12 protein-coding genes are annotated in these 13,910 nt (G+C 69.5%); 6 read left to right on the top strand and 6 right to left on the bottom strand.

All coding sequences use genetic code 11. The features are described from left to right. The first annotated feature begins 52 nt into the window (after nt 1-52). Together GRX01_RS01525 and GRX01_RS01520 are read left to right on the top strand one after the other, a co-directional pair. Complete coding sequence (locus GRX01_RS01525) at nt 53-1,117, top strand: aldo/keto reductase (RefSeq protein ID WP_159662721.1); 1,065 nt, start codon at nt 53-55, stop codon at nt 1,115-1,117. 10 nt (nt 1,118-1,127) lie between these two features. Beyond that, a complete protein-coding gene (locus GRX01_RS01520) occupies nt 1,128-1,322 on the top strand; it encodes a hypothetical protein (protein WP_159662719.1) in 195 nt (64 codons plus the stop codon). A 130-nt stretch (nt 1,323-1,452) separates the two neighbouring features. On the opposite strand, the gene GRX01_RS01515 is transcribed toward GRX01_RS01520, so the two are convergent. Both GRX01_RS01515 and GRX01_RS01510 read right to left on the bottom strand, forming a co-directional pair. Continuing rightward, nucleotides 1,453-3,111, bottom strand: coding sequence for a sensor histidine kinase (locus GRX01_RS01515; protein WP_159662717.1), 1,659 nt, complete (start codon nt 3,109-3,111; stop codon nt 1,453-1,455). Between the two features lie 119 nt (nt 3,112-3,230). Beyond that, complete coding sequence (locus GRX01_RS01510; protein ID WP_159662715.1) at nt 3,231-4,802, bottom strand: heme-binding protein; 1,572 nt, start codon at nt 4,800-4,802, stop codon at nt 3,231-3,233. A gap of 162 nt (nt 4,803-4,964) precedes the next feature. Between GRX01_RS01510 and GRX01_RS01505 the strand changes: the two genes are divergently transcribed. Beyond that, nucleotides 4,965-6,755, top strand: a complete 1,791-nt coding sequence (locus GRX01_RS01505; RefSeq protein WP_159662713.1) for a site-2 protease family protein — start codon at nt 4,965-4,967, stop codon at nt 6,753-6,755. A 31-nt stretch (nt 6,756-6,786) separates the two neighbouring features. Here GRX01_RS01505 and GRX01_RS01500 read toward each other — a convergent pair whose 3' ends face one another. From GRX01_RS01500 to pyrH, 3 genes are all read right to left on the bottom strand, one after another. After that, nucleotides 6,787-7,401, bottom strand: coding sequence for a PadR family transcriptional regulator (locus tag GRX01_RS01500; protein WP_159662711.1), 615 nt, complete (start codon nt 7,399-7,401; stop codon nt 6,787-6,789). Between the two features lie 279 nt (nt 7,402-7,680). Further along, nucleotides 7,681-9,366, bottom strand: a complete 1,686-nt coding sequence (lysS, locus tag GRX01_RS01495; RefSeq protein ID WP_159662709.1) for a lysine--tRNA ligase — start codon at nt 9,364-9,366, stop codon at nt 7,681-7,683. Continuing rightward, nucleotides 9,363-10,079, bottom strand: coding sequence for a UMP kinase (gene pyrH / locus GRX01_RS01490; protein WP_159662707.1), 717 nt, complete (start codon nt 10,077-10,079; stop codon nt 9,363-9,365). The genes lysS and pyrH overlap by 4 nt, the downstream gene beginning before the upstream one ends. A gap of 134 nt (nt 10,080-10,213) precedes the next feature. Between pyrH and GRX01_RS01485 the strand changes: the two genes are divergently transcribed. From GRX01_RS01485 to GRX01_RS01475, 3 genes are all read left to right on the top strand, one after another. Continuing rightward, a complete protein-coding gene (locus tag GRX01_RS01485; protein WP_159662705.1) occupies nt 10,214-10,999 on the top strand; it encodes a molybdopterin synthase in 786 nt (261 codons plus the stop codon). A gap of 285 nt (nt 11,000-11,284) precedes the next feature. Continuing rightward, nucleotides 11,285-11,551 (top strand): DUF7123 family protein, encoded by a 267-nt coding sequence (locus GRX01_RS01480; protein ID WP_159662703.1) that lies wholly within the window; start codon nt 11,285-11,287, stop codon nt 11,549-11,551. A 213-nt stretch (nt 11,552-11,764) separates the two neighbouring features. Then, entirely contained in the window at nt 11,765-12,901 is a 1,137-nt protein-coding gene (locus GRX01_RS01475) for a site-2 protease family protein (RefSeq protein WP_159662701.1), read from the top strand. Between the two features lie 47 nt (nt 12,902-12,948). Here the strand turns inward: GRX01_RS01475 and thiL are convergent, their stop codons facing one another. Further along, nucleotides 12,949-13,836, bottom strand: coding sequence for a thiamine-phosphate kinase (gene thiL / locus GRX01_RS01470; protein WP_159662699.1), 888 nt, complete (start codon nt 13,834-13,836; stop codon nt 12,949-12,951). Between the last annotated feature and the right edge of the window lie 74 nt (nt 13,837-13,910).

The raw sequence follows: 13,910 nt of genomic DNA, 5'->3' as shown, positions 1-13,910 counted from the left end.
TGCCGACGCGACAACCGGGTCGGATAAGTGGCGGCGGTGCCAACCTCGGTGTATGCAGTACCGAGAACTCGGCGACTCGGGCGTCGAAGTGAGCGAGGTGGCCTTCGGTGCGTGGGTCGTCGGCACGGACTGGTGGGGCGACCGCTCGGACGAGGACGCCGTCGACATGGTCCAGCACGCGCTGGACGAGGGCGTCACGTTCTTCGACACCGGCGACGTGTACGGGCACGGCCGCTCGGAGGAGCTCATCGGGGAGGCGCTCGGCGAGCATCGCGACGAGGTCACCGTCGGCACGAAGGTCGGATACGACTTCTACAACAACGCGCAGGCCGGCCACGGGGAGATACCCAAGGACCTCTCGCCGGAGTACCTCCGCAACGCCGTCGAGCGGAGCCTCGACCGGCTCGACATGGAGTACCTCGACGTGCTGTTCCTCCACAACGCGAACGTCGACGAGGTGACCGACGATGTGCTGGAGGAGCTGTACGCCATGCGCGAGGAGGGACTGTACGACGCGCTCGGCTGGGCGCTCGGCCCCTCGATCGGCTGGCTCGCCGAGGGCGACCGCGCGGTCGAGCTCGACTTCGACGCGGTCCAGACCGTCTACAACCTCTTCGAGCAGACGCCCGGGCGACACTTCCTCGACACGATCCGCGAGGAGGGCGCCGACACGAGCCTCATCGCCCGCGTCCCGCACTCCTCGGGCCTCCTCAACAAGCAGGTCACCCCCGACACCGAACTCGGCAAGGGCGACCACCGCGCGCACCGACCGCAGGCGTGGTTCGAGACGGGCTGGGAGAAGATCGAGGCGATCGAGTTCCTCGAACGGGACGGCGAGCGGACCATGGGGCAGGCGTCGATCCAGTACCTCCTCGACGACGAGGAGGTCGCGAGCGTCATCCCCACCTTCCGCTCGATCGACGACATCGACGAGTGGGCCGCCGCGCCGGACACGCCCCGCCTCAGCGACGAGGAGCGCACGCGTGTCGACGAGTTGTACGCCGAGAACTTCGGGATCGACCGCGACGACGGCATGAACCCGGAGGACTTCCGCACGTCCGTCGGCGGCGACGACCTCCGCGGCGCCGGCGTGCTCCCGCCGGAGCCGGCCGACTGAGGGCCGCGACGTGACCGACGACCGCACGCGGCAGTACGCCCGACGGCTCGCCCGCCTCGCCGGCGTCACCGCCGCCGTCCACGTCGTGCTCGCGTGGCTCGTCTACCGAGACGCCGTCGACCGCGATGTCTCCGGCGGGCGCTGGGCCGCGCTCACCCTGATCGGCGGCCTGTTCGGCCTCGCGGGATACCTCCGTCGCCGGTGAGCCACGCGCGACGGCCGTCCGCCGGCGGCTGTCGCTCGCCGTCCTCGCGCTGCTGACGACCCCTTCACTTCGGCTCGAAACCCGCATACTGCGGAGAGGTATCGCCGGACCCGTTCACGTTCACTCCGCTCTATTCGTCGACGACGACCTCGAACCGCGCGCCGCCGGCGTCGGCCTCGGCCACGCGGACGGACCAGCCGTGGGCGCCGGCGATCTCCTCGACGATCGCGAGGCCGAACCCCGTGCCGTCGTCGGCGGTCGTGTGCCCGCGCTCGAACACCGCCTCGTGCCGTTCAGGGGGGATCCCCGGACCGTCGTCGGCGACGTAGAACCCGGACGGAGCGTCGGGACCGGCGGCGCCGTCGCCGCCGGCCTCGCACTCGCCGGCACCGCGACCGGCCGTGTCACATCCTCCGTCGAGGGCCCCGACGGCGACGTCGACGCCGTCCCCGGCGTGGTCGACGGCGTTGCGGAAGAGGTTCTCCAGAAGCTCCTGCAGCCGGGAGGCGTCGGCCTCGACGTAGCCGACGTCGTCGGCGACCGAGAGCGACCCGGTCCCGTCGACCGTCCGCCACACCTCCTTGACGGTCCGCTCCACCGACACCGGCTCGGTGTCACCCACGCTTCGTCCGGTGCGTGCGAGCGCGAGCAGGTCCCCGATGAGCGCGTCCATCCGCTCGTGGGCGGTCTCCATCCGATCGATGTGCGGGCTGTCACAGTCGTCGCCGAGCAGCTCGAGGCGTCCCTGTGCGACGTTGAGCGGGTTTCGAAGGTCGTGTGAGACGACGCTGGCGAACTCGTCGAGCCGCTCGTTCTGTCTGGCGAGGTCGCCCTCGCGCCGGCGGAGGAGCGCCTCCCGTTCGGCGCGGTCCAGCGCCGCCTCGACCGTGTCCGCGAACAGTCGTGTCAGCGCCACGTCGCTCTCGTCGAACCGACCGGGACACTCGCTTCCCGCGAGGAACACGCCGTGGTCGCCGAGGGGGACGATCAACGTGCTGCGGATCGTCGACTCGGCCGCCGCGTCGCCGATCGAGAGCCGTGCGTCCTCCCGGTGGACCATCTCGCCCGACTCGAACACCCGCCACGGGAGCGAGTCGGTCGACAGCGCCGGGACCTCGCCGAACAGCGCTCGTGCCTCGCCGGTCACGCTCACGGGGACGAGCCGGCGGCCGTCGCCGGAGGCGAGGTACACCGCGTTCGAGCGCAGATCGAGCACCTCGTGGGCGGTGTTCGTCGCCGACGCGGCGACAGCGGCGCTGTCACGTGCCTCCATCAGCTCCCTCGTCGTCTCGTGGAGCCCGTTCAGCCGGGACTCGCGTTCGATCGCGTCCAACGCCACCGCGGCGTGCTGTCCGAGCAGTTCGACCAGCTCCAGACACGCGGTGTCGGCGTCCCCGCCCCGCTCGCGTCCGGCGATCAACACGCCGTGATCGGGGATCGGAACCACGATCCCGCGGTGGGACGCCGACCGGCGCTCGGACACGGCCCCGAGCCGAAGCGGATCGTCCCGTTCGTACACCCCGTACACCTCGTCGCCGGGAACGTACGTCGGCGGGTCGTCGTCGAACCGTTCGCGAACGGACTCGGGGTACGCCATAGGGACCAGCCCCGGCCCGTCGTCGCCGCGGAGGTGGACGCCGGTCAGCGTGTAGCCGAGGACGCGCTCGCTCACGTCGACCACGGTCCGACACAGCGCCGGCCGGCTGGTCGCGCTCATGAGATCCCGCGTCGCCGCGTACAGCGATCGGAGTCGATCGTCGGCGTCGGCCGCGGCCTCGTTGGCCGTCATTGTCGATCGGTCTCGGAGGGTGAGTATAAACCTCGGTCCGCAAGCATCAACTCGGATATTCGGAGCCCCGAATAGAGGCTACGCTGTCGTGCGGTTTCCGACGGAGACCGGAGTCAGTATCACGCCAGGAACACGTGGCGCGGTCGGTCCGCGAGCACGTCCCGGCCCCACGAGACGGTGTCCCGGAACTCGTCCGACCGGAAGAAGGTCATCGCGTCGTCGCGGGAGGCCCACTGGCTGGCGATGAACATGTCGTTCTCGTCCTCGCGGTTCACCATCAGGTCCGTCTCGTAGTGGCCCTCCATGTCGTCGAGGACGTCGCCGACGACGTCGAACTTCTCGACGAAGTCCCCGCGGTGCTCGGGCTTGACGGTGTAGAACATCCCCATCGTCCCGAAGCCGGACTCCTCGCCGGCGCGCTCGACGATTCCGGGTAGCTCCGAGAGGAAGCCCGCGGCCGTCTCGGCGGCGCTGGCGGTCTCCCAGATGCTCACGACTCCGGCACGGTCCGTTTCCGTCCCGGTGTAGACGGCCGTCTTCACGTGGGTGCCGTAGTGGTCGAAGTTCTTCCGCAGGCCGTCGACCTCCTCGAAGAGTTCGTCGGCGTCCGCCTCGGAGTAGAGGACGGTCGCGAACACGTCCTCGCCGTGGGGCTTGCCCGCGTAGATGTCGAGGTCCTCCAGTTCCGACCGGATCGACGCCTCCTCGTCGGCGTCCGCATCGCTGGCGTCCTCGTCGCCGTGGTGGCTGCCCTCGCCGTGGCCGCCGTCGTCTCCGCCGTGGTGATCGCCTTCGCCGTGTCCGCCGTGATGGTCGTCCCCGTGGCCGCCGGGATGCCCGTCGCCGTGATGACCACCTTCGCCGTGTGCGTCATGGGAGTCCCCGTGACCGGACTCGCCGCCGTGCTCGCTCGTGGGGACCTGTTCGCCGTCGAGGTACGCGGCCAGGTCGGTCGGCGGGAAGCGCCGGCCGACGTAGAACGGCCCGAACTCGCCGTACTCGGCCGAGGCCTCGTCGAAGCGCATCTCGTAGACGATGTCCTTGATGTCGGCGGGGTCGCCGCCGAACAGGGTGACGCCCCACTCGTAGTCGTCGAACCCGACCGAGGAGGCGATCACCTGCTTGATCTTCCCGGCGTACTGCTTCCCGATCTCGCCGTGGGCCGACAGCAGGTCCGCGCGCTCCTCGTACTCGAGGGTGTACCAGTTCTGCTCGGCCTCCCGCTTGCGGTTCATCGGGTAGAAGGAGACGTACTCGGTGTCCGGGATATCCGGCTTTAGCTTCCCCTCGATGTACCGGCGGATGCCCTCGTCGGTCTCCTCCTCGTCGTCGTCGAAGTAGCTGTCCGAGACGTAGTCGGACACCTCGGTCACCGACACGTACGAGGTCGCCTGATCGGTGAATTCCGCCAACGCCGTCGACTCGAAGCGGCGCTCGGCCGCCGACAGCGCGTCCAGCGTCGGGCGGAAGTGGACGATCATGAGGTCGGCCTTGTGCCCGAGCACGGAGAACACGGCCGAGGCGCCCTCCTCGGCGTCGACGACGCGCTCGTGCTCCTCGAGGTACGCGACGCCGTCCTCGATGGCCGACTCGCGCTCCCGCTGGGGCGCCGCGCGCCAGGCGTCCCAGTCGACGGTTCGGAAGTCGTGCAGCGCGTACCAGCCCTCCTCGGTGCGGGGGGGATTCGTCATGTGCGTAGTTCGAGTGGAGGGGGCTTGTGGCTTGCGTCACCGCGGCGACGGACCGCCATCCGCCTCGCGGCCGCCGCCGACCGAACGGCTCGCCGACGCGTCGCCGTCGGCGACCGTGACGAGACCCGAACCCCTTTGACCGCGCGCCGACTTCCATCGACAATGAATACGCTCCTGTGGGTCCTCGTGGGAGCCCTCGCGTACTCCGTCGTCCTCATGGCGTTGTACACGAGGGGCTATCTCCCGGACGCCGTGCGCGTCCAGGGGCCGCTGACGACGATCCACACGCAACGCGGTCGCGCGTTCCTCAACTGGCTCTCGGGGCCCAGACGGTTCTGGCGCGCCTGGAGCAACCTCGGCGTCGGCATCGCCGTCGTCGTCATGGTCGCGATGTTCGCGTTCCTCGTGTGGTCGGCGCTCGCGACCCTCCAGAGCCCCGTTCAGACGCAGGCGAACCAGCCATCGAACTTCCTCATCATCCCGGGCGTCAACGACTTCCTCCCGCTGGCGGTCGCCCCGGAGATCGTCCTCGGCCTGTTGGTCGCCCTCGTGGTCCACGAGGGCGGCCACGGCCTGCTGTGTCGCGTCGAGGACATCGACATCGACTCGCTCGGGCTCGTCCTCCTCGCGATCATCCCCGTCGGCGCGTTCGTCGAACCCGACGAGGAGAGCCAGTCGAACGCCGACCGCGGCGCGCGAAGCCGGATGTTCGCCGCCGGCGTCACGAACAACTTCGCGATCACCGCCGTCGCGTTCGCGCTGCTGTTCGGCCCCGTCATCGCGTCGATCACCCCCGCGGCGGGGCTCGCGGTCGGCGGCGCGTACGCGGGCGCGCCGGCGTCCGACGCCGGCATCGAGGGCGGCGACCGGATCACCGCGGTCGGCGGGACGGAGGTCTCGGATCCCGCGGCCTTCCGGTCGGCGCTCTCGGCGACCGAGGACCCGTCCGTCGAGATGACGGTCAACGGCGAGGAGACGGTCACCGTCGACAGGCGCGTCACCGTCGTCGGCGCCGTCGAGGGGAACCCGCTCGGGCTCTCGGTCGATCCGGAGGGCGACGCCGCACAGATCACCGCCGTCAACGGCACCGAGGTGTCCACGGTCGAGGCGTTCCGTGAGGTCGCCAGCGAGCACGAGATCGCTCGCCTCTCCACCAGCGAGGGCGAGGTCACCGCTCCCCTCGGCGCGTACGTCACGAACGTCTCCGAGACCGGCGCGCTGGCCAACCAGACGAACCTCTCCGGCACGCTCACCGTCACCCGGATCGACGGACAGCGGATCCTCGACTACGAGGACCTCGACCGCACGCTCTCCGGCGACGCGTACGACGCCGGCGACACGGTGACGCTGCGGGTGTACGCCGACGGGGAATTCCGCGAGGTCGACGTCGCGCTCGGCGGCACCGACGACGATCCGCGCGTCGGGATCGTCGTGACCCGTGGCGTCTCCGGCGTCGTCGTCGACGACCTCGGGATCGAGCGATACCCGGCCGAGGCGTACCTCGCGCTGCTCGGCGGGGATGCCGGCGACCTCCCGCCCGGCTTGGGCGGCATCGCGGGCACGCCGCTGGGGCTGGTGTACGCCGCGCTCCTCCTCCCGCTCGCGAGCGCCGTCTCGGCGGCGCTCCCGTACAACTTCGCTGGATTCTACGGCGAGTTCGCCGGCTTCTACGACGTGACCGGTCCGCTCGCGCCGCTGGGTGAGGGTCCGGTGTTCCTCATCGCGAACGTCCTCTTCTGGACCGGGTGGATCAACGTCCAACTGGGGATCTTCAACTGCATCCCCGGCTACCCGCTCGACGGCGGTCGACTCCTTCGGATGGGGGCGGAGGGGCTCGTCTCCCGGCTCCCGGTGTCGAACCGGGACCGGCTGGTCACGACACTCACCACCTCGGTGGGACTCACGATGCTGACGGCGCTGCTGGTCGTCGTGTTCGCGCCACAGTTCCTCTGAGCCGACGCCGGGTTCCGCCTCGGCGCCGCGTTCAGGCGTTCGTCCCGCCGTCGGTGGCGGCCTCCTCCGGACGTTCGTCGTCGTCGGGGTCACCGCTCACGTCGCCGTCCCCCGTCCCGTCGCCGTCGGGAGCGTCGGCGTCGCCCTGGCGGGCGTGGAACTCCTCGGGGGTGTCGGGGACGCGCTCGAACTCGCCGAAGTCCCGCTCGTGGTGGCGGATCACCTGTTCTGCGATCCAGCCGGAGTACTCGTCGTCGAAACACCAGTCGTCGTCCGACGGGTCGACGTCGAAGCGGCCGTCGGTGGCGAACGCGACGTACATGTGATAGAAGCCCAGGATCACGTCCGCGAAGTCGCGCGCGTTCCCGCCGATCTCCGTCCGCTTCTCCGCGAGGTGGTCGTGCCCCTCCTCGGTCAGCGCGAAGTACTTCCGGTCGGGCTCGTCCTCGCGCTCGATCCGTTCGGCGTACCCCTCCTCCTCGAACTTGTAGAGGATGGGGTAGACGGAGCCGTAGGACGGCTCCCAGTGACCCCCGCTGATGTCGGTGATCTCCTTGAGGATCTCGTAGCCGTACCGCGGCTTCTCCTCGAGGAGTTCCAGCACGATGTACGAGATGAGGCCACGCGGCGGGCCGCTCTTCCGCATTACTCGACGGTTTCGCCGTCACTCACTAAGGGTTTCGGTCGGCGAAACCCGTGCTGACTTACCAGTCAGTTGGTCTCGCGGCCGATCCGGGTTCGCCCGATTTCGGCGCGAATGCCCACCGCCCCGGGGCGGACAGCGCGAGTCGGCCTCGCCTCCCCTGTGGGCGGCTCGGCCTGGAGACCTCGCCGTTCACGAGACCTGCGGTCTCGTGAGCGCACAAATCGCTCCGCGATTTGTGAACGCCGTTCTACGAGGCCTCCCTCTGGTCGGCCTCGCCTCTCACGCCTCGCGCCGGAGTCGATCGACGACGAACTCGCGTTCCAACTCCCCGAGGAACTCGCCAAGCCGCGGCCCCTGCGTCTCGTCGAAGAACAGCCGGTAGCCGGCTGCGAAGAAGTCGCCGACCTCCACGTCGTGGCGTCGGGCCGTCTCGTAGATCTCGCCCTGGATCGCCTCGCCGTCGTGGCCATCCGCGACGAAGTCGGCGAGGTCCTCCAGCGCCGCCTCGACGTCGGCGTCGAAGTCGTGGTCGGGCAACTCCGACTGGAGCCGGTAGTTGTACTCGTTGTCGCAGCGCTCGGCCCACCGCCGGGCGCGCTCGACGCGCTCCAGCGCGTCCTCGATGGCCCACTCGGGCGTGTCCTCGGTGAAGTGTCCCTCGTCGCGCGCGAGCTGGATCCGGAACTCGCGGTCGTCGACCATGCCCAGCACCGCGGCGAACGTGTACGGCAGACGGACGCGTCCCTCGCGCACCTCGTCGACGACGAACGGGTACGCCCGCTCGGCGAACGCCGCGAAGCGCTCGTCGGGGCCCTCCTCCCCGAAGTACGCCCGCTCGAAGCGGTCGAACTCGTTGACCAGTTGGTCCAGCCGCTCGATATCGAAGTCCTTCGCCTTCTTCGGGTTGCGCGCGAAGAAGTAGCGCAGCACCTCCGGCTCGATCAGGTCCAGTACCTCTTGGACCGTGACGACGTGCCCCTCCGACGACGACAGCGACTCGCCGTTGAGCGTGAACCACTCGTACACCATCGGGACGGGCGGATCGTTCCCGAGCACCTCCCGGGCGATGTCGACGCCGCTGGGCCACGAGCCCTCGGCGTGGTCCTTCCCGAACGGCTCGAAGTCGACGCCGAGCACCTCCCACTGAGCGGGCCACTCGAAGCGCCACGGGAGCTTGCCCTCGCGGAAGGAGGCGACTCCCTCGTGGCCGCAGCCCTCCATGAAGCGATCGCCGGCCTCGATGCCCGAGCAGCGGTAGTGGACCTCGCGGGCGTCGACGTCGACCTCGATCACGTCCTGTGTGAGCATGCCGCACTCGGAACACTGCGGCATGAAGGGAACGTAGTCCTCGTCGACCTTGTCCTGATACTCCCCGAGCGTGTCGCGTGCGGCGTCGGCGTTGCGCAGGACCCGCTCGACGACCTCGTCGAACGTGCCGTCGGCGTACAGCTCCGTGTTGGACACCATCTCGACGGGGATCCCGAGCGCCTCGGCGTCGGCCGAGAGCAGCGCCGCGAAGTGGGCGGCGTAGGAGTCGTGCCCGTCCTCGAACGGGTCGGGGATGTCCGTGTACGGCTTCCCGAGGTTCTGCCCGAGCGCGCCGGCGTTCACGTCCCCCAACTCGACGATGTCGCCGTCGGTGTCCGCGAGCGTCCGGGGGAGCTTCCGGAGGGCGTCCTTGTCGTCACTGGTGAACACCTGCCGGACCTCGTGGCCGCGTTCGCGCAGCACCGCGGCGACGAAGTAGCCGCGGATGATCTCGTTGAAGTTGCCGATGTGGGCGATGCCCGAGGGGGAGACGCCGCCCTTGATGACGATCGGCTCGTCGGGGTCGCGCGCCTCGACCGCGTCGGCGACCTCGTCGGCCCAGAAGGCGTGGTGCGCGTCGCCGTCGCCCCCGTCGTCGCCACCGCGACTTCCGACCTCGTGCGGATCGATGGTTCCGTCCTCGCTGTCGGCGCTCATCGCTGTGCCCAGTAGGTCGGCTCCTCCCCGCCGGCGGGAACCACGTCGGTCCCGGTGTGTTCGCCGTACAGTACCGCGTTCTCGACCGCCTCGGGGTCGTGCCCGTCGAGGACGACGGTCCGCATTCCGGCGCGTTGGATGAGCTTCGCCGCCAGCAGGTCGACCGGGGCGGAGGCGCCGGCGTCGCGGCTCATCGGGACGATGACCTCGACGAGCTCCTCGGGGGTCATCTCGGCGAACTGCTCGGCCGAGTCGTCGACGTTCGGGTCGGCGTCGTAGATCCCGTCCGCGCTCGTCGCGTACACGAGCAGGTCCGCGTCGACGTACTCCCCGAGCGCGGCCGCGACGGCGTCGGTGGTCTGTCCCGGCGTGATGCCGCCCATCACCGACACGTCGCCGCGGCGGATGGCGTCGGCGGCCTCGTCGTAGTCGTGGGCCGGCGACGGGTCCACGGAGGATCCGAGCGCCGTGATCAGCAGGCGAGCGTTCACCCGCGTCACGTCGATGCCGAGCTGGTCGAGCTGGACCTCGTTGGCGTCCAGTTCCCGCGCGGCGCCGATGTAGTCGCGCGCGATGCCGCCGCCGCCGACGACGACCCCCAGCTCACAGCCCTCGCCGACCAGACGCTCGATGGCGTTCGCGTACGCGGCCACCCGCTCCGGATCGAGCTCCGGCGCGAGGACGCTCCCGCCGAGCGACAGGACTACTCTCATTGCAGTCGCTTACCTCCGTTTCGCTCTTAAGGCTCCCGGAGCGATCTCGGCACGGTACCGACTATCAGGCGCCGAACCGCTCGAACCGAGGTTCGAGCCGAAGGCCTAAGCCGGTCGCTCGCCCTCCCTGTGACATGCGCACGCTCTCGCTCGTCGGCCCCGGATCGGCCGACATCGTCGACTCCCTGGCTGCCCGACTCGACGGCCGCGTGGTCACCGTCCGCCGCGACGACGTGACCGATTCCGCCGACACCGACGCCGACGCCGCATACCGCCTGGGCGACGACGGCGGGTGGACCGGCGCCGGCGCCGGCGAGACGTTCCCCGATCTGCTCGACCGGCTCGCCCCCGAGTTCGACTACGCGCTCGTGACCGGCGTCTCGAAGCTCCGGCTCCCGACGGTCGTCGTCGGCGACGAGCGCGTTCCCGGCGACGTGGTAGAGCGCGTCGACGACGCGGCCGACCTCTCCGTCGACGGACTGGTTGAGGCCGTGGAGTCGGCCGAACCCCACGTCACGCTCGAGACCCTCGTCGACGAGGCGAAAGCCAGCGAGGACGCCGACCGGGCGGGGGCGATCGCGACCTTCACGGGTCGCGTCCGCGCGAAGGACGCCCCCGACGACGATCGGACGGAGGCGCTGACGTTCGAGAAGTACGAGGACGTCGCCGCCGATCGCATGGCGCGGATCGAGCGGGAACTGGAGGAGCGCGACGGCGTCCTCGACGTGCGGATGCACCACCGCGTCGGCACCGTCGCCGACGGCGAGGACATCGTCTTCGTCGTCGTGCTCGCGGGGCATCGTACCGAGGCGTTCCGGACCGTCGAGGACGGCATCAATCGGCTCAAGGACGAGGTCCCCATCTTCAAGAAGGAGACCACCGAGTCGGAGGAGTTCTGGGTCCACGAACGCTCCGAGTGAGTGGGAACGGTCGTGCGTCGTCGCCGCGCGAGAGCCGCTTTCAGGATAATTTCTCACTCTCTGATGTGAATATATAAGCATTCACCTCGATCAGTACGACAGCCGATGATCCAGACGAAACGGATTCATAGAAGAGTATGAACTGTCTAACGGTCTCTCAAACGATCGTAAAACGTTCGGATCGATCCTTTCACGGCAGAACTCTCCTGAACGGACCCGAATCACCCCCAACGAACTGGACTTTATATGCCCCCGGACGGCCGTAGGGTGAATCGAGGTGACACAATGAGCGCAACCGTGCAACCCTCCGACACCGACCGTGCCTCGACCGACACCCCCTCCAAGGAGGAGCGTCTCGCGACGTTCCTGCGCGAGAAGGCCGAGGACGGCGAGCTCTACTTCAAGAGCAAGTTCATCGCCGACGAGGTCGGCCTCTCCGCGAAGGAGATCGGCGCCCTGATGGTGAAGCTCAAGGACTCCGCCTGCGGGCTCACGATCGAGAAGTGGTCGTACACGTCGGCGACGACCTGGCGCATCGAGCCGACGAACTGACGAGACGTACCGGACTCCCTGTCGGTCCCCGACTCGCGGGTGGTCCCCGTTTCGGTCCCCGACTGTTCCGTTCGCGCTTTCACCCCACGTTCACACCGTCGTCCGTCCTGTTTGTCACGCCCCCGAGCTGTCCGTCACGCCGCTTGTCCGTTACACCGTCCCTGACGCGCACGGCGCCGAGGACTTATGCCCGTTCGCGGCGAACGTCCGCCGATGAGTGAGGCGGCCGCAGCCGATGCCCCCCGTCCCCCCGAACTCGACGCCGTCTTCCACTGCTCGGAGATCCGGCGCGACGACGATCGGATCCTCTACTACGGGGTCAGCGACGTCGGCGAGCGCGAACTGATCCGTCGTGTCTGGCCCGCGTTCAGAGAGGCCGGCTACGAGGTACAGGTCGTCACCACCGACAGCGGCCTCGACGTCGTGGTAGCGAGTCCCTACTCCGACGGGATCGACGGGATCCCGTGGCTCAACGTCGCGCTGTTGATCGCGACGGTGGTTTCGACGCTGCTCGTCGGCGCGATCGCGTGGTACTACGTCCCCATCCCGGTAATTCAGGAGAATCCCCTCGCCGTGCTACAGGCGTGGCCGTTCACCGCCGCCGTTCTCGGTGTTCTGTTGACACACGAGCTCGGCCACTACGCGCTGGGTCGCTACCACGGCGTCGACGTGTCGCTCCCGTACGTGATCCCGTTCATCCTCCCGTTCGGAACGATGGGCGCGATCATCCGCATGCGCGGGCAGATGCCCGACCGGGAGGCGCTGTTCGACATCGGCGTCGCCGGTCCGCTCGCGGGGCTCGCCGCCACCATCGTCGTCACGGTGGTCGGGCTCCTGCTGGGTCCGTTCACGGTTCCGCAGTCGGTGCTCGGCGGCGGCGGGCAGGTCATCATATTCAACAACCCGCCGTTGTTGGACCTCATCGCGGCCGCGCTGAACCAGCCGACGGGGTACACCGACCCGACGAAGACGGCCCACCCGGTGATCATGGGCGCGTGGGTCGGGATGTTCTTCACCGTCCTCAACCTCCTCCCGGTCGGCCAGCTCGACGGGGGACACATCGTCCGCGCGATGGTCGGACGGCGCCAGGAGACGCTCGCGGCGTTCGTGCCCACCGCGCTGTTCGGCATCTCCGCGTACCTCTACTTCGTTCGCGACCTCGGGCTCAACGAGTCGGTGGGGCTGTGGGCGTTCTGGGGGCTGTTCTCGGCGTTCATCGCCTACCGCGGCCCGGCGGACCCCATCGACGACTCGTCGCTCGGCCCGAAGCGCATCGCCGTCGGCGTGCTCACGTTCGCGCTGGGGCTGCTGTGCTTCATGCTCGTCCCGATCCAGGTAACGACCCTCTGAGCGCGCCCGTCGTCGGCGCCTCCCGTTCAGTCCCCGTACCCACTGCCTCACTCCTCTCCGTGGCCGTAGCCCCGGTCCGGAAGCGGCTCGCCGTCCATCCTGATCCCGTCCCAGGTCACGTTCCCGATCACGGCGATCGGCGTCGGCGAGGCCGCCCGCGCCGCCTCCACGTCGTCGCTCGCGACCGTGAACACGAGTTCGAAGTCCTCGCCGAAGAACAGCGCCGCCTCCCGGCGCCGCTCGGGGTCGTCGAACGCCTCGCGGACCGCGTCGGCGACGGGGACGTACGACTCGGTGATGTCCATCCCCAGGTCGCTCACGTCGCTCGCCTCGACGAGCTGGTGGAGCGACCGCGCGAGCCCGTCGCTGGAGTCCATCATCGCCGTCGCGTAGGGCTGGAGGGCGACCCCGGCGGCGACGCGAGGGGTGAACCTGAACAGCTCGTTTCCACGCTCGACATCACCGGTCTCGAACGCGCGGACCGCGGCGGCGCTCCGGCCGAACGCGCCGGTCACGCACACCGCGTCGCCGCGCTCGGCGCCGCCGCGTCGGATCGGGTCGTCGGTCCGCCCGAGCGCGGTCGTCGCGACGGTGAACTCGTCGTGGCTGTCGAGGTCGCCGCCGACGTACTCGCCCTCGACCGCCTCGCACACCTCCCGGGCGCCGCGCACGAAGTCGTGGACCTCGTCGGGATCGAACCGCGGCGCCCCGTAGGCCGCGACGGCGGCCTCCGCGTCGGCGCCCATCGCTGCTACGTCCGACAGCGAGGCGCCGACGGCCCGCCACCCGGCGGTGTAGCGGTCGACGCCGGCGGGGAAGTCGGTCGTCTCGTGGAGCATGTCCGTCGTGAGTACCCTGTCGCCGACGACGGCGCAGTCGTCGCCCGCGCCCGGGAGCGTGTCGGCCAACCGGGCGAGCGCCTCGCGTTCGTCCATCGACATCCCGTTTCCGCGCCGACACCTACGGTGTTTCCCTTCGGGGCGCCCGCGTCGGCGACCGCGCCGCGGAG

The organism is Halobaculum saliterrae (genome assembly GCF_009831625.1).
Classification (GTDB): domain Archaea; phylum Halobacteriota; class Halobacteria; order Halobacteriales; family Haloferacaceae; genus Halobaculum; species Halobaculum saliterrae.
The sequence above is the reverse complement of the archived record's forward strand: the minus strand, read 5'-3'. Positions and strand labels throughout refer to the sequence as shown.